This is a genomic window from Paenibacillus sp. FSL R5-0744 (assembly GCF_037972555.1).
GTDB lineage: Bacteria > Bacillota > Bacilli > Paenibacillales > Paenibacillaceae > Paenibacillus_AQ.
In genome coordinates this window covers 118,512-139,829 of sequence record NZ_CP150228.1, presented here as the reverse complement: position 1 = coordinate 139,829, position 21,318 = coordinate 118,512, and the positions used below count along the sequence as shown (strand labels likewise).

The following is a 21,318-nucleotide window of genomic DNA, read 5'->3' as shown; positions in this document are numbered from 1 at the left end:
TAATTTCGATGCAAAATTACATCTCGTTATTCTCATTCATATCGGGATAGGGACAAACTTAGAACAAAAAAAGGAGGCCCAGGGGGCCTCCTTTTGAAAAACACGACTTTAGAGCTACTAGAATAGCTCACGACGACCTTCCAACGCTTTGGACAAGGTAACCTCGTCGGCATATTCAAGATCGCCACCAACAGGCAAGCCATGGGCTATTCTGGTGATTTTAATCTCAAAAGGCCGAACTAAACGAGAAATATACATCGCCGTTGCCTCACCCTCAATGTTGGGGTTAGTCGCCATGATAAGCTCACTCACTCTTTCATCACTCAAACGAGTCAATAATTCCTTCAAGCGAATATCATCAGGGCCTATACCTTCCATAGGTGAAATCGCACCCTGAAGAACGTGATAATACCCATTAAACTCTTTGGTTCGTTCTATTGCCACCAAATCCTTGGAGTCTTGGATCACACAGATTACTGAAGGATCTCTAGTTTTGTCCTGACATATCTTACACGGGTCCGTATCCGTAATATTACAGCAGACGGAGCAATAATGAAGATTACGCTTGACACTTACTAGCGCTTTAGCAAAATCAATGACGTCATCCTCTTTCATGTTAAGCACATGAAAAGCTAACCGGGCGGCTGTCTTCGGCCCAATCCCGGGCAAGCGCGTAAAAGCATCGATCAGCTTGGCTAGCGGTTCGGGATAATACAAATTAATAATTCTCCTTTAGACGAAAGTGGAGTGAGTGAATTAGAACAAGCCTGGGATCTTCATTCCACCAGTAAATTTACCCATATCATTGTTCGCAAGGTCTTCAGCTTGAGTCAAAGCATCATTAACTGCAGTGATTACCAAATCCTGTAGCATTTCAACATCTTCCGGATCAACAGCTTCTGGCTTGATTTGGATAGAAAGCAACTTTTTGTGGCCATTAACTTGAACTGTAACTACACCGCCACCTGATGAGCCTTCAATTACCTTGCCACCTAGTTCTTCTTGAGCTTTAAGCATTTGCTCCTGCATTTTCTTAACTTGCTTCATCATTTGGTTCATATTATTCATACATCATCTCTCCTTTGGAATGCGCAATTTGCGCTAGTATGCTTACATTACTCTTTTATGACAACAAGGTCTTCTCCAAAAAGCTGGATAGCCTCATCAATCCAAGGTTCAGATTTCGCATCTGCAGTATCATGTTCATGCTCTAGCCGCAACTCTTCTTTGCTAGGCTGTCCCACTGACTTCTGAGCGGCTTCGTTCCAATCGCGCTGCATTATAGTTACCAGTCTATAAGGTTTACCAAGACGCGCTGCAAACACATTCTCAATGACCTGTCTGTTTGCTGGCTTCTCCGTTGTATCACGATGAATCGTGTTCTTAAACGCAACAAGCACAGCATCGTCCATTACAGATACAGGTTCTCCGTCTACAAACCACGCATGAACCGTTACCTTCTCCTCTTTTACCCCTTGCAAGACAAGACTCCACTGTTTGTAGATAGCTGCAAAATCAGGACTATCCTTACCAGCAATAAACTTATCAACATTTGGAGGCATTTTGGAGGTTGCAGAGATTCTAGGCGCAGAACTTGGAGTCGGATTCGATTTCGCAGAAGAGGCACCATCTCGCCCACCTCCGGAAATACCACCGGCCTGCAATGCCTGCTCCAGCTTTTTCTCCAGCGCAGTAATCTGTCTCTTGAGCAGATCCAGTTCACCAGAGTGGACTGCAGGAGCATTCACCCCTGATCCAGCCTGTAATGCACCTAACGGAGTAGCTGATGCGGTCTCACTTTCCTCTTGCTGCAAGCTACAAAGCTTCATCAGCGCGACTTCAAACAAAGTCTGCGGATGAGTAGCATATTTCATTTCACCCAGGTACTTATTAAGTGTATCTACGATCTGAAACAGACGATCCCGGGAAAATGCGGTGGCCATATCTTTAAACTCGGCGGGATTAAGCACTCGCTCCGTCAGTTGATCGGCCCCAGGTACCATCTTAATCATCAATAAATCACGGAAATAATACATAAGATTCTCTAGACATTTATCAGCACTCTTACCTTCATGCATAAGCTGTTCAACAAGCTCCAGCAGAAGACCCATATCACCTTCCAATATGGCAGTGGCAAGACGTGCAAATTGCTCAGAGGGTATCCCTCCGGTCATCCCCAGCACTTGTTCGTACGTAACTTTGCCATCTGTAAAAGATGAAATCTGATCCAGCAAACTCACTGCATCGCGCATACCCCCATCAGAAAGGCGGGCAATATACTGCAATGCGTTAACATCGGCTGTAATCCCTTCCTTCTCACAGATAGCACTTAGATGTGCTGTCTGCTCTTCCAAAGCTACTCTGCGGAAGTCAAAACGCTGACAACGAGAAATGATCGTCGCTGGCAATTTATGAGGTTCCGTAGTCGCAAGGATGAACATTGCATGTGACGGCGGTTCTTCCAATGTCTTTAATAGCGCATTAAATGCTTCTGTTGTCAGCATATGCACTTCATCAATAATATACACTTTACGGCGCACCTCGGTAGGTGCATATTTCACCTTGTCCCGGAGGTCACGAATCTCTTCTACGCCCCGGTTGGATGCCGCGTCTATTTCCTGCACATCCATCACATTACCCGCAGTGATTCGCAAGCAGGAAGGACACTCGTTGCAAGGCTCCGGACCTGGCCCACGTTCACAATTGACCGCTTTCGCTAAGACTTTAGCAGCACTTGTCTTACCAGTTCCCCGCGGACCACTGAACAGATAGGCATGCGAAACCCGCTGTTCACGAATTGCGTTCTGCAGCGTTTGGATAATGTGCTGTTGTCCAACCATGTCTTGAAACGACTGCGGCCGCCAAGCACGGTACAGCGCGATATGTTCCACTATGCATTACCCTCTCTTAGGCTGCCTCTTTCCCGGCATTTGTCGCAAATTTATTATACTATATTCATCGGCTATTGACCAAAAACAAAAAGCATCTTTGCTTGTGGCAAAGATGCTGTTATAAACAGAATTATAAACCGTGCACCTGTTATTGATGACTACGATCCAAGCGGCAACCCTACATGACTGCTCGGGCTAGGCCACCCTCCGGCACAAGAGTAAACTTACTTATGGCTGCTTCCTTCCGGACCTGACCAGGTTCATAAGCACTCATTGCGGAGGACCCAACCGTCAACACAGCCCGTAGGAACCAAGGCCTCACATCGATAGCACCTCTAACAGGAATTCAACCTCGCTACAGCGGATTGCGAGTTACAGGGCACCGCTACCTCCCCGTCTAGCACGGCGAAGATAAGTATAGCTCACGCTCGGACAAAAATCAACTCCAAGACATAAAATGAGCCCCCAGCGAGAAAGCTGGGAGCTCGATCTAACCATTAAGCCGCTAAGCGGCTATTCCAATTAGATACCGTATTTCTTCTTGAATTTATCAACGCGACCGCCGGCATCCAGGAACTTCTGCTTGCCAGTGAAGAAAGGATGGCAGCTGGAGCAAATTTCAACACGAAGCTCTTGTTTAACAGAGCCAGCTTCGAAAGAGTTGCCACATGCGCAGGTTACCTTAGTTAAGTTATACTTTGGTTGAATTGCTGCTTGCATTTTGAATTTCACCTCTCATGCCCTAAGCCTCATGCGGACCCAGAGTTATATGATTACACTGTGGTATTTTAGCACGAAAAATTCAATTGATCAATATGTTTCATTGGTAATTCATTGGTACATTTAATCTATTAAATGTTGAGTTGCCGTTGCTTTACCCGAGCCATATTTGCTGGTGGTACATGTGTGTAAGAACCAATAACAACATCCGGCAATTCGTCCCGGAAAATTTCCAGCATCGTCTTCATGCCGAGAATTTCACCCTTAGCAGGAGGAATTAACTCCAGATAACTCTCTGGATCAATGTTCAGATTACGCATCTGAATAAGCTTCAGATCCGTACGTCTTACAAACTCCACCATCGCCTCAATCTCTTCTTCGCGATCAGTTACTCCAGGGAAAATCAGATAGTTGATCGATGTGTAAACACCTTGCGAGGCAGCATATTTCAAAGACTTCTCTACATTAGCCAATGTGTAGCCACGTGGTTTGTAATAAGCATTGTAATGATCATCTAGAGCACTAATCGTGCTGACACGCATCAAATCCAGTCCAGCATCGACGATTCCACGAATATGATCGCTTAAGCCAGCATTGGTGTTGATATTAATGTAGCCCATGTCAGTAATCGAGCGCACTTCACGGATTGCTTCTATAATAAGTTTTGCCTGCGTAGAAGGCTCACCTTCACAGCCTTGTCCAAAACTGATAATCGATTCAGGCGTCTTCAAGTGCTCCAACATAACTTGTGAAATTTCATTGACCGTTGGCCGGAAATTCATACGAGTCTGCGGAGACACAAAACCACTATCATCAGGTTGCTCAGAAATACAGCCAAAACATCCAGCATTACATGAATAAGAGACAGGTACACCGCCCTCCCAACGCCCTAAGAAGGTGTTGGAGGAAGTCAGGCATTCATAACCAAGCGCACAGTTAGAAAGATGCTCATAGAGACGGTTATCAGGATATTTGGCAGTCAACTCGCCAACGCTTACCTCAAGATCCTGTTTATCACAGTTCAGTGGGTTCCACTTCTCCGGATTATCGGTTGGATCCGCCGCAACATAGAACCCGCCATCCTTCCACACTACAGCCGAATACCCAAACAGAGGAAGCTTGTAAGACTTATCTGTCTTTACATACCCAGGAAGACACAAGCGAGTATAGCCCTGAGGCAGCAGCGCGCCTACAGCCTGTGAGCCATCCGGCAACGCCATCATTTCACCTGTCTCAGGATCCATACCCACAGCCCGCGTACTAGGCAAGCCCACAAGAGTGGCGCCTTCAGGCAGCGGAATCAACTCTTCCTCCAACATTTCAACGATCATATCCCCACTACGGGCTAACCCGTACAGTTCTGGATGATCATATACGTTTCCTTGCCCGTCGGCATATACCAAATACATGTTAGTCTCCTCTTATTATCAATTCTCAAGTTGTAGGTACTGAAGAAGTCTTTGCCCGTGTTGTGCGACGAGCAGCCGTACCACTGTTGGAAGTTCCTCCGCTACTTGCAGTTCCATTTGGCGATTGTTTAGCTCCCGCAACGTCAAATGATGCTAAGAATTCAGCATTAGTCTTTGTATCACGCAGCTTTTTGATGAATCCCTCCACAAAATCGTAGGATTCATTCATATTTTTGCGAATCGCCCAGATCGTATCAAGCTCTTCTTTGCTCAAGAGCACTTCTTCACGACGTGTACCTGAACGACGAATATCAATAGCAGGGAATATACGGCGTTCCGCCAATTTTCGGTCCAAATGAAGCTCCATATTACCAGTACCCTTAAACTCTTCATAAATAATATCATCCATACGTGATCCGGTATCAATTAAAGCAGTTGCTAAAATAGTCAGTGAACCGCCCTCTTCTACATTCCGTGCAGAGCCAAAAAACCGTTTCGGCCGATGAAAGGCTGCTGGGTCAATCCCCCCACTAAGCGTGCGTCCAGATGGTGGAACCACAAGATTATACGCACGTGCAAGACGGGTAATGCTGTCTAAAAGAATAACTACATCCTTCTTGTGCTCAACTAAACGAAGAGCTCTTTGCAACACAAGTTCGGCCACTTTAATATGATTCTCTGGAAGCTCATCAAACGTCGATGCAACCACTTCGCCTTTTACTGAACGCTGCATATCAGTTACTTCTTCGGGACGCTCATCTATTAGCAATACAAAGAGTTCAATCTCAGGATTATTAGTGGAAATACTATTGGCAATTTCTTTCAAGAGGAGCGTTTTTCCTGCTTTAGGAGGTGCTACAATCAAACCCCGCTGCCCCAAACCTACAGGAGCGAGCAAATCCATTATTCGGGTAGACAAATGAGTAGGGGATGTTTCAAGCGGTAGCTTGTCTTGCGGATAAAGTGGTGTTAATGCTGGAAAATGTAGTCGCTCCGCTGCGCTAGCAGGGTTCTCGCCATTAACGGCATTGACTTGAAGCAGGCCAAAATATCGTTCATTTTCTTTCGGCGTCCGGCATTTCCCAGATACAAGATCTCCGCTTCTGAGATCAAACTTCCGAATTTGTGAGGCTGAGATATAAATATCTTCAGCGCTAGGCAAATAGTTAATCGGCCTTAGAAATCCATAGCCCTCGGGTAGAATTTCCAGTACGCCTTCCATAAACATAAGACCGCTTTGCTCTGCCTGTGCCCGAAGGATCGCAAAGATCAGTTCCCGTTTCTTCAGCTGTCCGTAATAAGGGATCTGGTATTTCTTGGCCAGCTTATACAACTCGGTCAGCTTCATTTCTTCCAAATCGGAAATTTGAAGATCCATGTAATAACCACCTATTCAATTTTTAAATGAGTTCGCCCTAGTCTATCTACTAGGCAAAATGATGAGTCTATTAAAATGCCCATTAGGATATTAATACCCAATTTGGAAGGATATATGCGGTAAATAAGCAAATAAACCTCCTTCCAAACGGGATATCCTAATTTTATTCGTTCTCACGCCAAACATGAGCACCAAGTTGTCGAAGGTTGCTCACTAAATTATCATAACCACGGTCAATATATTCTACGCCGGTCACCTCGGTGATCCCATCCCCTACCGTCAATCCAGCAATGACAAGAGCAGCGCCTGCCCGTAAATCAGTCGCTTTCACCTTTGCAGCGTTAAGCTTACCACCCTCAATAATTGCAGAACGGCCTTCAACGCGTATTTTCGCGCCCATCCGTACCAATTCTGGCACATGTTTAAAACGGTTGCTGTAGACAAAATCGCTAAGCACACTAACGCCTTCCGCCTGTGTCAACATACTTGTCATAGGAGATTGTAAATCTGTAGGAAAGCCAGGATAGGTCAACGCTTTGACATCTGCGTGCTCATATTTAGCTCTACCTATAACGCGAATACTTTCGTCAAGCTCTTCAATATCAACGCCCATCTCTAAAAGCTTGGCCGTTAAAGCTTCCAAGTGCTTAGGAATAACGTTATCTATCAACACATTACCACGCGTAGCCGCAGCGGCAATCATATAAGTTCCTGCTTGAATCCGATCGGGAATAATGGAGTGACGGCAACCGTGCATCTCCGATACCCCTTCGATTCTGATGGTTTCTGTACCGGCGCCTTTAATAACAGCGCCCATAGAGTTCAATAGGGTTGCTACATCTATAATCTCAGGCTCTTTAGCCGCATTTTCAATAATTGTGGAGCCTTTGGCACGTGAAGCCGCCAGCATGATGTTAATAGTGGCACCTACGCTTGATACATCTAAATAAATCTTCGCACCGCGTAGCTCTTTAGCATATAAGTGGATAGAACCATGTTCGTTGGTAACAGTTGCTCCCAGTGCCTCGAATCCTTTGATATGCTGATCGATTGGACGAGGTTCGAAGTTACAACCACCGGGTAGACCTATTGTCGCTTCTTTGAATCTTCCAAGTAGAGCTCCCATCATATAATACGAAGCTCGAAGTTTCTTAACCGGACCATTAGGCATAGGTATAGATACAATACGCGAAGGATCAATTTTCATCTGGTTGCCTGACCAAGATACACTTGCGCCAAGCTCTTGCAAGATTTCGGAGTAAACGGCTACATCACTAAGGGACGGTAAATTATCAAGAACAACTTCAGATTCGGCCAAAATCGCCGCAGGAATAAGTGCAATAGCACTATTCTTTGCTCCACTGATGGTTACAACGCCCTCTAGCGGACGTCCACCGCCAATCATTAATTTTTCCATAGATTTATCAATTTCCCCCTACGTGTATTGCAGCTGTGTGGGCAATACGTGCTGTGGACTTTTAGTGATGAAAATGGAAAGACACCGGCTAAGCGGTGTGCTTTCCTCATCAAACTATTCAACTGGGCAGAGCTACACCCTGCCCTTTACAAATTGCTTGTCCACCTGTGGCGGAAGCTAACAATGATTAGGCTTTGTTGTTGGATCCAAATTCGCGGATTTTACCGATAACGGTTTCTTTGATCGCATCGCGACCTGGTGCGATGAATGTACGTGGATCGTAAGCATCAGGTTTAGCAGCTAGAACTTCGCGAACAACTTTTGCGAACACGATTTGGTTCTCAGTGTTTACGTTGATTTTGGAAGTACCCAAGGAGATAGCTTTCTTGATGTCATGTTCAGGAATACCTGTACCACCATGAAGAACCATTGGGATGTTAGTAGCGTCGCGGATTTCTTCCATTTCTTTAAATCCGAGGTTAGGCTCGCCATGGTAAGGTCCATGAACGGAACCTAGTGCAGGAGCCAAAGTGTCGATACCTGTTTCTTTAACAATACGTACGCACTCATCAAGCTTAGCATACATGATGCCGCCGATAACGTCGTCTTCTTGTCCACCAACAGTACCTACTTCTGCTTCTACAGAAACACCTTTAGCGTGAGCATATTCAACGACTTTTTTAGTCATATCAATGTTCTCATCGATTGGGTGGTGGGAACCGTCGATCATTACGGATGTAAATCCAGCATCAATTGCTGCTTTACATTTATCAAAGCTAGATCCATGGTCAAGGTGGATCGCTACAGGAACTGTGATATTCATATCGATAATTAGACCTTCTACCATTTTAACAACAGTAGTGAAGCCGCCCATGTGACGTGCTGCGCCTTCGGATACACCAAGGATTACTGGTGATTTCTCTTGTTCAGCGGCACCAAGAATAGCTTGTGTCCACTCCAAGTTGTTAATGTTGTACTGACCTACTGCGTATTTTCCTTCAAGTGCTTTGTTCAACATGTCTGTCATAGATACTAATGGCATGGTTTCATCCTCCTAAGAATGTTGGTTGGCTATGTTTTTAAACCGACATCACATACAGGCTTATTATAACACATCCTGAGTCAAATACTAAATAGGATAAACAAAAAAATGTCCCGGTGGGACGATTTTTATCCAGCCCGTATAGCATTTGCACTCAAACTGTTTATAATCACCATAACCAAATAGAATCGATACAGAAAATATCACTTTAACTGCATTGATCTACAGACTTATTATGAAGATGCATATTGACCGCTACCCGCATTTCATCGATGTCAAATGGCTTTGTGAAATGCATCAATGCGCCTAGCTTGGTTGCTTCCTTAATCATATCCAGCTCCCCATAAGCGGTCATCATTATGACCTTAATGGATGGATTTAGTTCCTTCAGATGCTTCAGAATCTCGAGTCCATCCATTCCCGGTATTTTCATATCGAGCAAAACCAAGTCAGGAGACTCACTGCGAACAATGTCTAAGGCCAATTTTCCGTTAGCTGCTTGAAATGTCGTATATCCTTCGCTATTGAACACTTCCATAAGAAGAATCCGAATCCCATTCTGATCATCGACAATTAACACTTTCTTTTTTTCCATATAATACCCTCCCAGAGATTAAGCCAGATTGACTATACCGCGCTCTCCACAGCTAACGGCCCCTTCAGAAACTAACCCATACGAAACCTATTATTCGTGCTTCACTGCTCAAATCCTGCTAATTGGATAAAATGGGTAAATAAAGAGTCTGAATTACAGTGATGTCATTTACGGAGCTCTTCAAAATGGACAAACAGGCATAAACACCTTCGGCGTCCCTATAAGGACGGTAAGCGTTTAAGCGAAAAATATTAGACATAAAGGATAGATGAACAACTTATACTTTTGAATAGTTAAAAAAAAGAGCCTCCTATGGGAGGCTCTTCAGGTTTGATACAGAACCCGCAGGTTCCGATTATATTTACAAAATTACTGCTGTTCGGAATGAGTCAAAGAAGCTTTGACGAAATCACGGAACAACGGTTGTGGACGGTTCGGACGTGAAGTGAATTCCGGATGGAATTGAACCGACAAGAACCAAGGATGTCCCGGAAGCTCTACGATCTCAACTAAACGGCCATCTGGAGAGGTTCCGGAAATAACCAGACCTGCTTTTTCAATCTCATCACGGTACGTATTGTTGAACTCATACCGGTGACGGTGACGCTCATAAACCAGTTCATCATCGTAGCAAGACATTGCCAGGGAACCCTCAGCAATCTTACAAGGATACAAGCCAAGACGCATAGTACCGCCCATATCTTCAATATCCTTCTGCTCAGGAAGCAGATCGATCAGTGGATATGGTGTGTTCGGATCGATTTCGGAGCTATTCGCACCTTGTAGACCTAGAACAGAACGGCCATATTCGATTACGGAAACTTGCATACCTAAGCAAATTCCGAAGAAAGGTATCAATTTCTCACGGGCATAACGAATCGCAGAGATTTTACCTTCAATTCCCCGATCACCGAAACCACCAGGAACAAGAATACCACCAATACCACGCAGCATTTCATCCACGTTCTCATCCGTAATTTCCTCTGCATTCACCCAGCGAATCTTAACCTCTGCATTAGCAGCAAAGCCTGCGTGTGAAAGTGATTCAACAACGCTCAAATAAGCGTCATGCAGTGCTACGTACTTACCAACAATCGCAATTTCCACTGTTTTTTCAAGCTTCTGAATCCGTTCAAGCATACTTTCCCATTCACGCATATCTGGTGCAGGTGTCGTAAGCTTCAAATGATTAACAACAATCTCGTCCAATCCTTCATCACGAAGATTCAATGGAACTTCATACAACGTTGAAGCATCGCGGCATTCCACAACAGCATTAGCATCAATATCGCAAAAGAGTGCGATCTTCGCTTTCATATCTGCGGAAAGCTCATATTCCGTACGGCACACGATGACATTCGGTTGAATACCGATACTGCGCAGCTCTTTAACACTGTGTTGTGTCGGCTTTGTCTTCACTTCTCCAGCAGCCTTGATATAAGGAATCAAGGTTACGTGGATATACATCACATTTTCCCGTCCGATATCACTCTTGATCTGACGAATGGCTTCCAGGAACGGAAGACTTTCAATATCACCTACGGTTCCACCAATCTCTGTGATTACAACATCAGAGTTGGTCTCGCGGCCTGCACGGAACACGCGTTCTTTGATCTCATTCGTAATGTGTGGGATAACTTGTACAGTTCCGCCCAAATACTCTCCACGACGTTCCTTGCTGATTACGGATGAATAGATCTTACCTGTCGTCACATTGTTGTTCTTTGACAGATTAATATCAATAAACCGTTCATAGTGTCCAAGGTCAAGGTCAGTCTCCGCACCGTCATCGGTTACGAATACTTCACCGTGCTGATAAGGACTCATCGTTCCAGGGTCTACGTTAAGATACGGATCAAATTTCTGAATCGTTACCTTTAGACCTCTGTTTTTGAGCAGCCTGCCCAGCGAAGCGGCGGTAATGCCCTTGCCCAGGGAAGACACAACGCCACCCGTTACAAAAATATACTTTGTCACTGTAAAACCCTCCTAAATAAAGTCCAGACATAAAAGCGGCGCATGGTGTTTATCGTAACCCGTTTTACCATCATCAAAACAGGGGAAATCAAAAGTTTGATTCACCGGGGAAAACATAAAACGTTGTCCCGCAAATTACATAAAACTACAGCTACTTTGCATCTAAAAAAACAAAAAAGTGACACCCGTAGAACCGGGGCACTTTTTATTTTAAGAAACGCGTTTATTAACTTACATGATAAGCCCATGCAATAGTTTACTCTGACGTTCCCCCACTGTCAAGGGAGGAATTATACCATCAGCAAGACTCTTTGAAATTATTTATCTTACTTGTCAGCTTCTGCATCGTCTTCATCTGAGTCATCTTCTGCATCATCTTCATCTGAGTCATCTTCGTCTATGTCATCTTCATCGATCACGACATCTTCGTCGACTTCTTCTTCGCTGTCGTCGTCGGAATAGAGGTCGTCGCGATCTTCGTCGATAGCGTCGAAATCCTCTTCTTCAGCAGCGTAGTTTTCTTCTTCTTCAGCAAAGTCGTCATCTTCCAAATCATCGTCTTCATCGTTGATGATACGCACGCGTTTGGTGTTACCAACCGGATCATCAGAGCGCTCTAGAGGATACCAGCGTTTCAATCCCCAAAGGTTGGTTCCGACACAGGCAAAACGCCCATCAATGTTAATCTCGGTATATAACTGGGCAATAGTATCTTGGCTTTGTTGATCGGTCATGCCGCGCAACTTGGCTACCTCGACCATCAGATCACGGTAATAATACGGTGTATTGGCTGCCTTAAGCACTAGAAAGGCCAAATCCACCATCGGCATTTCTTTAACTTTCTCAGGGTCTAGCTTTAAATTGAGTGGCGTACTCACTAAAGGACACTTCCTCTCACGCATTGTTCACATTACGGTTTATTTCAATAATATCCATTAACAAAACTAAGTAAAACCTATTTGACAACAAATTGCAAGTCAAAAGCGGTAACAGCTGACAGAAAGAGCCTTCAGGCTGTTATCCATAGCAGAAACCTGTCTCCATCTTGAAGAAGGATAAGCCCATAACATATGTACCCGTGTGAAACTTATAATTCCTTTTAAATAAAAAAAGGCGGAGGAAACCCTCCGCGCATGACTGTATCCACGCCAAGGATCGGCTCCTTACGTGATGTTACAAAGAGAGTGTTAATCTCTTCTGTCTATTTTATGTAAAGCGCCGTCTTTTGACACGATGGGCAGCCCATTTCGTTAAAAAAGGGCAAGTTCCCATTCGGACCCCCTCTTCCACTCATACAATATGGCAGCAGGGCACCGAGGAGGGGACAGCGAAACCTATGGACTATTACAAATTTTGGCACATGCTTCTTGAAGAAATATCGGTTGCCCCCAACAATGGTGAGCGGCGTATTCTTACCTTCAATGATCCCCGCCAGTATGCCGGAGCTTTTACACAATGGAAGGCGTTGAAAGCGAAGCAGCCTGAGCTGCGGCAAGTGCAGGTATCTCCGCTGATTCGGGCCTTTTTTGTGCCTGCTGCCGGAGCTGGAAAACTAATGAACCGATTTGCAGACCTCCTAAATATCGAAGAGGATCTACAAATACAAATCCATTCCATAGCTAACGAAAAGAGCGGTACCGCCACACTCCCTTGGGGAGTAAAAGCCATTCATGCTCCTCAGGCATGGTCCAAATCAACCGGAGTTCACGTCAAAATCGGCGTAATCGACACAGGTGCTGATTACCGCCATCCCGATCTGAAGCATTCATTAGCCTCTGGGGTCAACTTACTACACCGCGGAATGTTGCCGCTAGATGATAATGGACACGGGACTCATATCGCCGGCACTCTAGCTGCGGCAGGAGGAACACGCGGTATGATGGGAGTGGCTCCACGAGCGTTGCTATATCCAGTCAAGGCTTTTGATCATAGCGGCTCCGCGTATGTATCGGACATTGTACTGGGCATTGATTGGTGCGTACAGAATAAAATTGATATCATCAATATGAGCTTCGGAATGAAAACTAGAAGCAAAGCGCTTCACAATGTGGTTATTAAAGCGTACCGAGCCGGAATCGCTGTCATCGCCTCATCCGGGAATGATGGAAAACGTGGCGGAGACTACCCCGCACGTTATCCTGAGACGATTGCCGTGGGTGCCATCGATAAAAGACATCGTGTTGCTGGCTTCAGCAACCGCGGTTCTTATATCGATGTCTATGGCCCCGGCGAAGGCGTGACCTCCTGTTGGCTGAAGGAGGGCTACAAAGAGATGAGCGGCACCTCCATGGCGACCTCGCATGTCACGGGAGCCGCTGCACTGCTGCTCTCGGTGCGACCGGGGCTTTCGCCAAGGGAGCTGAAGCTGCTCTTGCGCCGCACCGCGTCCCCGGTGCGGCTGCGCAAGGGGCAGCGACGCGCATCCCTTGGCGGCGGCGCTGCCGATGCCCTACGCCTGCTGAAAGCAGGAGTGAGGGCCAAGCGGGCGGTATCCGCGAACGTATAGACCCTACCCGGGCACCGGGTGGGTCACTCTGACGTGAGCGCAGCTTGTGCCGGTGCGAAGAACGGCACAAAATAAAATCCGCCTCCCAGAGAACCGGAAGGCGGATTTTTTGTCGTTTGATGTTGAATTACATGCGGTCTGGTGCGGAAACACCAACAAGACGCAGGACATTAGCAATGGTGGTACGCGCAGCACCAAGCAGTGCAAGTCGTGCCACGGTTTGAGCGGCATCCTCAGTGATTACACGTTCAGCTTTGTAATAACTGTGGAACATCGCAGCCAGCTCATATAAATAACGGATGAGGCGATGTGGAGCATAACCTTCAGCCGCAACAGCAATTTCTGCTGGGAGCTCACCAATTTTGCGCAGCAGGTCATATTCATGCACTGCTGTCAGCTTGGAGAAGTCAATCTCAGCGTAATCAGGAATGAAGATCCCTTGCTCCTCTGCCTGACGGAAGATGCTGCAGATACGCGCATGCGCATATTGAACGTAGAATACAGGGTTCTCATTAGAAGTAGAGATCGCCAAGTCCATATCGAAATCGAGATGGGAATCCATGCTACGCATGGTGAAGAAATAACGAATCGCATCGATTCCTACTTCTTCCATCAAATCTTCCATCGTAACCGCTTTGCCGGTACGTTTCGACATTTTAACCTTTTCACCATTCTGGAACAGGCTGACCATCTGAGCAATCAGAACCACTAGCTTCTCAGGATCATTGCCAAGTGCTGACATCGCCGCTTTCATCCGCGGAATATAGCCATGATGATCCGCACCCCAAATGTTAATCATTTTATCGTAACCACGGCCATACTTATCGCTGTGATAAGCAATGTCCGGTGTAAGGTAGGTGTATGTGCCATCGTTCTTAATCAGAACGCGGTCTTTATCATCGCCATACTTAGTCGTTTGCAGCCAGGTTGCCCCATCCTGCTCATAAACTTCTCCACGATCACGAAGCTCGTCTAGCGAGCGTAACACTTCTCCGTTCTCGTACAGGGAAGTCTCACTGAACCAGATATCGAAGTTTACGCGGAATAGTCCCAGATCACGTTTGATTTTATCGAGCTCTTTATTAAGTCCATAAGTCCGGAAAAAAGCTGCGCGGTCACTCGGGCTCATTTCGAGTAGTGTATCACCCTTTTCAGCCACAAGCTCTTTAGCAAATCCCTTAATATCCTCGCCATGGTAACCGTCTTCAGGCATTTCTGCTTCTTGGCCCAGCTCCTGCAGGTAACGAGTTTCAATGGATTTGCACAGGTTGACCACCTGGTTACCGGCATCATTAATATAATATTCCCGTGTCACCTGATAGCCTGCATAATCAAGTACGTTACAAAGCGCATCGCCGACAGCAGCACCACGAGCATGTCCTAAATGAAGGCTACCCGTTGGATTAGCGCTGACGAACTCCATTTCAACCTTCTGACCTTGACCGATGTTAATGCGGCCATAATCATCACCCTGCTCAGCAACAAGGCTGATAATTGGATACAAATAATTCTTGGACAACGTAAAGTTAATAAAGCCTGGTCCGGCAATCTCAGCTTTTTCAATAGAAGCGCTGCTAGTATCCAAATGTTCTATAATTGCCTCAGCAATTTGGCGCGGGTTACGTTTTGCGATTTTGGTCAGCTGCATAGCAGCGTTCGTAGCCAAATCACCGTGTGCCTTATCTCTTGGTACTTCCAGTACGATATCCGGAACCTCTTCCGGTGCAACAATTCCTGCATTTACAATTGCATCGGCAATGGCTTCTTTTACCCGTTCATTCACTAGCTCCAACGGATTCTTTCTCTGTGTCATAATTTCGGTTCCTCCTGTATATGCAAACTAATAGCAAACTTTCCTGACAATTCCTCGTATACGTACAAATCATATTCCCATGCAACCGTTAGGGAGCGCCCTTCGCGCACCACGTCCAGCTTGTTCGTTTCTGTAGAAAGATTAAACTGTGTATATGGTGAACGATAGAATCCCGGCAGACGCCGTCCGGATTGAAAGCTCTGTTCCGACTGTATCCCACCGTGGCGGATTAGCTTTAGCTGATTGCCTGCAATCTTTATTGTTGTACGAACAGAAATTTCCTCTCCTCGAGGGCCTTGCTCTAACTCTTCATATTGAATATATAGATGCGGTCCTTTGGATACTACCTCTCCATTCGCTTTCATAACATTCCGCTGACCATCTTGAAGGCTCACGAGCGTAATAGAGACGTCATATTTGTTAGACTGTAGTTCGGGCATCACACGTTCCTCCATTCTGCAAGCCTCTGCATTCTGCATAAGAAAAACGCCTGTCGTAAAACTTAAACATTTTTATATTCATTCAAAGGCCTATTCGCTTTCCCATTGTACACTATATCCAGTTCAAAGAAGCATTTCAATCTCAGAATCCATTAGATCTAGCTTAGCTCATAAAATTTTACCATATTGATGGATAAAAGCACACTTGGAACATGTAGTAAAACTGTACACAAGTGCAACCAACTTCATAATCACAAAAAAAACGGTTCCTTAGGAACCGTTTAGAAAACTAAAAGCTATGCTCGCTACCTTTACTAACCCGCCCGTTACAAGGACAAAATTTTCAACGAAAATCTAAGTTGCCAAGATGCGCCGCCATCTTTAGTTACATATAACGATGAATAATCGCGTTCGCGAACGGCTAGCCAGCCTTCTTTATTACTAGTGAACGAGATTGCTCCTTCATACCCAGCAATCGCCGGAAGATTGGTCCACTGCTTACCACCGTTATATGTGCGTCCTACCGCTACTTTTTCTGCTGCGTCGGAATAACCCACCAAGAAGGCCGTATTGTTCCCTATCAGCTCCAAATTTCCCGGTCTGCCAGACGCAGGCCCTTTATTTACTACAGCTCTTCCACTACCCGGAGCAGGCCCACCCCCAGCAGTTTCCTGAGCGATCACTCTATTCCAGCTTTTACCCTTATTCGTACTTGTATATAGGGAGTATGAGGTTTGACTCATCCCTGAGCCGCCATAGAGAACCACATCAACTTGATCTCCCTTTGAAGTGATTTGCCCATACTCTGGATCGGTAAAGGCTACCTTTAACGATAAACTCCAAGTTTTGCCACCATCTGCGGTCTTCATTACCCGGTAGCTGGTTCCAGGCACAGTTACAACGGCCCAGCCGGTATTACGATCACTGAAATAAGCACCGCGTGTATTGGATGGGGTTGAAATCTTACTCCAGCTAAGTCCCCCGTCCTTGGTGTAATACGTTGATGCCCTGTTATACCCGAAACCAATCTTACTGTCGATAAAATCGATTCTTTCAAAGCTAACAGCTTTATTCGAAAGTCTTTTCCATTCTGAGCCGCCATTAGAGGTACTGATTAAATATCGAGCTTGACCGTCTTCTACAGAAGCAAGGGCAAAACCATGCACGTTATCGGGAAAATCAATCTGTTTAAAGCTCCATTGGCCTTCATAAATTTCTTGAAAATTGCAGCCTCCATCAGAAGTGCCAATCATAAATCCATTGCCTGCTGCCCGTCCGATATTTCCATTCAGAAACTGAACATCAGAAAAGGTAAGCGGTGTGGATACGTCTCCTGAATGCTTGTTTTGCAGAGACTGTAGTAGCCCATGATCTCCAGTGCCGCACGCCGCAGGTGTAGCCGATGCAGCAGCATGTACAGAAGAAGCTGATGCACCCCAGCCTGAAACCATTATTAGCGTCGCCGAAAGGGCGGTTATTGTCGTTCTATGAATCTTTTTCGTCCAGTTCATAGTGACACCTCCTATTGTATATATACCCTAGCTTTCAATCTCTACTCTTTTATACCTCCTGAAGCACGCATGATCCACCATTGAATAGTCACAAAATGGAAACAGTTTGTCATCTCCTATTTAAATCTCCTCCGGTGATAGTCCCTTTAACAGATCACCTAATTATACAATGAATATCCTTCCAGTTCCTTTCCCATAATACAAGGAGAAGGGAGTCTGGTGTCATGTCACGTGAATCAACGAGTCCACCCAAACGAAAAAGCCGCTTCCGCCGTTTATTCCGGCTGCTGGTAGCCATGATTATATTGTTTCTACTGACCACGGGAGCTCTGCTCGGTTACCTATACCAAAAAGATCTCCCTCCCATTGGCGACGATGTGCGCTCCAAGCTACTCGACTCAAGGGGCAATATTCTTGCCACCTTTACCTCAGACGGGCGTAGCCGTGAACCGGTCAAATTAAGTCAAATTTCTCCCCTGCTCATTGAAGCCACACTAGCCGTCGAGGATCGTAAGTTTTACGAGCATTCCGGATTTGACATGAAGGGAATGGCTCGGGCCGTGCTCGTCAATCTGGAAGAGGGAAACCGAACGCAGGGGGCTAGCACGCTAACTCAGCAGCTCGCGAGAAATCTTTATCTATCCCACGAGAAGACGTGGACGCGTAAAGCTAAAGAAGCCTTGTATACGATGCAGCTCGAGATGAAATACAGCAAAGATGAAATCTTGAACATGTATTTAAATAACATCTACTATGGCCATGGTGCCTATGGCATTGAAGCAGCCTCTCAAATGTATTTTGGTAAATCTGCAGCAGACTTAGACTTGGCAGAGAGTACCATGCTAGCTGGAATTCCAAAAGGACCAACCTATTATTCGCCGTACAATCATTTAGACAACGCTAAAAAACGCCAAAAAATCATTTTGACTGTCATGACCAATTTAGGAGAAATCACACAAGAAGAAGCAGGACAGGCTGTTCAGGAAGACTTGAACTTAAAACCACAAGGCCAGAAGGATACCACTGTGGTTGCACCTTATTTCAGAGATTATATCCGCAATCTGGCCACAGAATCTCTTCACATCAGCAGTGATGAGCTGGAACAAGGGGGACTAAATGTTTACACTACCCTTGACCCTGACATGCAGCATGCCGCAGAACAAGCAGTCGACAAAGAGATGGATCATAAGAGTGATCTGGAGACCGCTCTTGTTTCCATCGATCCTCGCACTGGCTACATTAAAGCTATGGTCGGCGGAAAAAATTATCGTACCAACCAATACAACCATGCTCTAGCCACCACACGTCAGCCTGGCTCGTCCTTTAAGCCGATCATGTATTTAGCAGCACTCTCTTCTAAAGAGATGACTGGTCTTTCCGTTTTCAAAAGCCAGCCAACGATGTTCCATTATGATAACAATCGCAAAACCTACCAGCCTCGGAACTTCGGGGATAAGTATCTGGGCGAAATCAATATGCGACAAGCCATTGCAGCATCCGACAATATCTATGCTGTGAATACGATCATGAAGATCGGCGCAGATAAGGTGAGCGAGATGGCAGGCAAGATGGGCATTGATAGTCCGCTTCAAAGCGTGCCGTCACTGGCACTCGGTACCTCACCGATCAGTCCGCTAGAAATGGCTGCGGCATTCGCTGTTATTGGAAACAGTGGTCAGAAAATGCCCACCACAGCCATTCTAAAAATAACGGATTCTAATGGTATGGTGCTGTATGAAGCACCACAGCCAAAGGGTGAAGCCATTGTAGAACCTTCTGCCGCCTATGTGTTGACCCGTTTAATGGAGGGGGTATTTGAGACTGGGGGGACAGGAAATCGCGTAGCTTCTATAATCAAACGTCCGGTAGCCGGGAAGACTGGAACTACGGATACAGACGGCTGGATGGTAGGCTTCACCCCCGAGCTGTCCACTGCAGTTTGGGTTGGATATGACAAGGGGCGCGACATCACAACTACCGATGGCCGACGGGCAGCTCCAATTTTCGCGGAGTTTACTGAAAAAGCGTTGGAAAATATCCCGCCTAAGATTTTTCCCATTCCAGATGGCGTAGTCAGTGTATACATCAATCCGCAATCCGGTAAGCTAGCTACAGCAGCCTGTCCCGAAAAAGAACTGGAGACTTTCATTAGTGGAACTGAGCCCACCGAATACTGTGATCAACATGGCAAAGCTCCCGCTGTCGATGATGTACAAAGCAAAGTAGATCCTGCTGAAGAAAGTCGTTCCCTGTGGAACAATATTAAACGCTGGTGGTTGAATTAACCTCTTCATTAATTGAAGAGGTTTTTCCTTTTTATTACTTATTTATTGTAGAATCCATAGGATGGCCAAACTCGATTTTCACTTCTCCCACAAAGGATGTAACCGCTTCATTAATTATATTCACCCCATTCTCTTAACTCACAATTACTGCTATAATAGTTAGTAGCAACCAAAATATAAAGATGTAAATGAGGGACATGGGATGAAGGATACAGGCATGATCCGGAGTTTAGACAGTCTTGGGAGAATTGTGGTTCCCGCAGAAATCCGTATGACTCGTAATATCGACATTGGTGATCCTATCGAATTTTTTATATTAAACGATAACACCATCATACTCAGGAAGTACACCTCGACAGAATGTACGTTTTGCAGAAGCCACGACCATGTCACCTACTATAAAGAGCAATTTATTTGCAGTAGCTGTCTAAAAGAAATTGCCGACCCTGAACGCATGTCTCAAGTGCCTGAGGCGCGCCAAGATTTTGCAGGCGAAGTGTCAGAGCACAGCAGCACTATCCGGAAGACGAAGACAGAGGATATGTGCCAACGCCTGGAGCGGGCCATAGAAGAACATCCATATGCCAATCAGAAAGAGCTTGCTGAAATTCTTGGGATCAGTCAAGCTAGAGTAAGTCAACTAAAACGCAAACTTAGTACGGCAGGCAAATCGTAAACTAATTCATTGTGTTCAATTCAAAAAGGCTTCGACTCTCCTATTTCAGGATGTCGAAGCCTTTTTCTGTATCAGGTAACCTTGACCGGGTAATCGTTCCTACTCGGTCAGTGCAGCCTTAAGCTCATCGGAGGACGCAGTCCACCATGCCTCATTATGAGAGATCAAGAGGGATTTGAGGGCAGCTTTTTCAACTGTGCCAAGCCCTCCCACATCGATTTTGCGTTTTAGAGCAGCATCCAACTTATTGACATGCTCGGCGAGAATTTTCCAACCGCGACGTGCTTCCGTATCGATCCACATTTCGCAGGCCGTTATTCCACCATAGAATTGACTATCCTGTGTACGGTCCACTGCTACCCATACTACCCAAACCTGTCTACCATTAGGTACATCTTCACGGTTCATGGAGAATTTAATCCCCTTTTCAACCTTACTCTTGGCATGCATGGCACCAATATCAATGACTGCTTCACCGCCATCAATAATGACAGGCGATACGTTATTGAGCTCTATAGAGCCCGCTCCAAAGCCTTTATGTTTACTTTTGGCATTCACAATATTTAAGGCAATCTGTTTCTTGCCCTCCGGTTGTATGTTGTCCACGAGTGCACACCCTTCCTCTTACGAATAATTTAATTTTAGCTAATAATGCGGC

18 protein-coding genes and 1 other RNA gene are annotated in these 21,318 nt (G+C 45.6%); 3 read left to right on the top strand and 16 right to left on the bottom strand.

Annotation, left to right across the window (positions count from 1 at the left end):
• Positions 1-117: 117 nt before the first annotated feature.
• From recR to rpoE, 12 genes are all read right to left on the bottom strand, one after another.
• Positions 118-717, bottom strand: a complete 600-nt coding sequence (gene recR / locus MKY19_RS00650; RefSeq protein ID WP_042123249.1) for a recombination mediator RecR — start codon at positions 715-717, stop codon at positions 118-120.
• A gap of 39 nt (positions 718-756) precedes the next feature.
• Positions 757-1,068 carry a YbaB/EbfC family nucleoid-associated protein gene (locus tag MKY19_RS00645; RefSeq protein WP_042183982.1) on the bottom strand — a complete coding sequence of 104 codons (312 nt, stop codon included), beginning with the start codon at positions 1,066-1,068 and terminating at the stop codon, positions 757-759.
• Positions 1,069-1,115: 47 nt separating this feature from the next.
• The gene (gene dnaX, locus MKY19_RS00640) at positions 1,116-2,891 is read right to left on the bottom strand and encodes a DNA polymerase III subunit gamma/tau (RefSeq protein WP_339799660.1); all 1,776 of its coding nucleotides are present in this window, start codon (positions 2,889-2,891) and stop codon (positions 1,116-1,118) included.
• A 137-nt stretch (positions 2,892-3,028) separates the two neighbouring features.
• Positions 3,029-3,297, bottom strand: an RNA gene (gene ffs / locus MKY19_RS00635) — signal recognition particle sRNA large type.
• Positions 3,298-3,413: 116 nt separating this feature from the next.
• Positions 3,414-3,611, bottom strand: a complete 198-nt coding sequence (gene rpmE, locus MKY19_RS00630) for a 50S ribosomal protein L31 (protein WP_042123239.1) — start codon at positions 3,609-3,611, stop codon at positions 3,414-3,416.
• A 131-nt stretch (positions 3,612-3,742) separates the two neighbouring features.
• The gene (locus tag MKY19_RS00625; protein ID WP_042183978.1) at positions 3,743-5,020 is read right to left on the bottom strand and encodes a radical SAM protein; all 1,278 of its coding nucleotides are present in this window, start codon (positions 5,018-5,020) and stop codon (positions 3,743-3,745) included.
• 25 nt (positions 5,021-5,045) lie between these two features.
• Positions 5,046-6,398, bottom strand: a complete 1,353-nt coding sequence (rho, locus tag MKY19_RS00620; protein ID WP_042123234.1) for a transcription termination factor Rho — start codon at positions 6,396-6,398, stop codon at positions 5,046-5,048.
• 163 nt (positions 6,399-6,561) lie between these two features.
• Positions 6,562-7,815 (bottom strand): UDP-N-acetylglucosamine 1-carboxyvinyltransferase, encoded by a 1,254-nt coding sequence (locus tag MKY19_RS00615; RefSeq protein ID WP_060623903.1) that lies wholly within the window; start codon positions 7,813-7,815, stop codon positions 6,562-6,564.
• Between the two features lie 187 nt (positions 7,816-8,002).
• Entirely contained in the window at positions 8,003-8,857 is an 855-nt protein-coding gene (gene fba, locus MKY19_RS00610) for a class II fructose-1,6-bisphosphate aldolase (RefSeq protein ID WP_036679934.1), read from the bottom strand.
• Between the two features lie 208 nt (positions 8,858-9,065).
• Positions 9,066-9,452, bottom strand: coding sequence for a response regulator (locus MKY19_RS00605; RefSeq protein ID WP_042123230.1), 387 nt, complete (start codon positions 9,450-9,452; stop codon positions 9,066-9,068).
• A gap of 369 nt (positions 9,453-9,821) precedes the next feature.
• Complete coding sequence (locus MKY19_RS00600; protein ID WP_042183974.1) at positions 9,822-11,429, bottom strand: CTP synthase; 1,608 nt, start codon at positions 11,427-11,429, stop codon at positions 9,822-9,824.
• 326 nt (positions 11,430-11,755) lie between these two features.
• Positions 11,756-12,307 (bottom strand): DNA-directed RNA polymerase subunit delta, encoded by a 552-nt coding sequence (rpoE, locus tag MKY19_RS00595; RefSeq protein ID WP_042183972.1) that lies wholly within the window; start codon positions 12,305-12,307, stop codon positions 11,756-11,758.
• A 458-nt stretch (positions 12,308-12,765) separates the two neighbouring features.
• Here rpoE and MKY19_RS00590 point away from each other — a divergent pair, with 458 nt between their 5' ends.
• Positions 12,766-13,935: a S8 family peptidase gene (locus tag MKY19_RS00590; protein ID WP_339804084.1), complete on the top strand. Its 1,170-nt coding sequence runs from the start codon at positions 12,766-12,768 to the stop codon at positions 13,933-13,935.
• A gap of 127 nt (positions 13,936-14,062) precedes the next feature.
• Here MKY19_RS00590 and argS read toward each other — a convergent pair whose 3' ends face one another.
• From argS to MKY19_RS00575, 3 genes are all read right to left on the bottom strand, one after another.
• Positions 14,063-15,748 (bottom strand): arginine--tRNA ligase, encoded by a 1,686-nt coding sequence (gene argS / locus MKY19_RS00585; RefSeq protein ID WP_339799656.1) that lies wholly within the window; start codon positions 15,746-15,748, stop codon positions 14,063-14,065.
• Positions 15,745-16,188, bottom strand: a complete 444-nt coding sequence (locus MKY19_RS00580; RefSeq protein WP_339248356.1) for a DUF1934 domain-containing protein — start codon at positions 16,186-16,188, stop codon at positions 15,745-15,747. Before MKY19_RS00580 ends, argS begins: the two co-directional genes overlap by 4 nt.
• A gap of 326 nt (positions 16,189-16,514) precedes the next feature.
• Positions 16,515-17,699, bottom strand: coding sequence for a hypothetical protein (locus tag MKY19_RS00575; protein ID WP_339799654.1), 1,185 nt, complete (start codon positions 17,697-17,699; stop codon positions 16,515-16,517).
• 224 nt (positions 17,700-17,923) lie between these two features.
• On the opposite strand from MKY19_RS00575, the gene MKY19_RS00570 reads away from it, so the two are divergent.
• The gene (locus MKY19_RS00570) at positions 17,924-19,984 is read left to right on the top strand and encodes a PBP1A family penicillin-binding protein (protein ID WP_339799652.1); all 2,061 of its coding nucleotides are present in this window, start codon (positions 17,924-17,926) and stop codon (positions 19,982-19,984) included.
• Between the two features lie 202 nt (positions 19,985-20,186).
• Complete coding sequence (locus tag MKY19_RS00565; RefSeq protein WP_076286897.1) at positions 20,187-20,660, top strand: AbrB/MazE/SpoVT family DNA-binding domain-containing protein; 474 nt, start codon at positions 20,187-20,189, stop codon at positions 20,658-20,660.
• Positions 20,661-20,759: 99 nt separating this feature from the next.
• On the opposite strand, the gene MKY19_RS00560 is transcribed toward MKY19_RS00565, so the two are convergent.
• Complete coding sequence (locus MKY19_RS00560) at positions 20,760-21,266, bottom strand: YwhD family protein (protein ID WP_076286896.1); 507 nt, start codon at positions 21,264-21,266, stop codon at positions 20,760-20,762.
• Between the last annotated feature and the right edge of the window lie 52 nt (positions 21,267-21,318).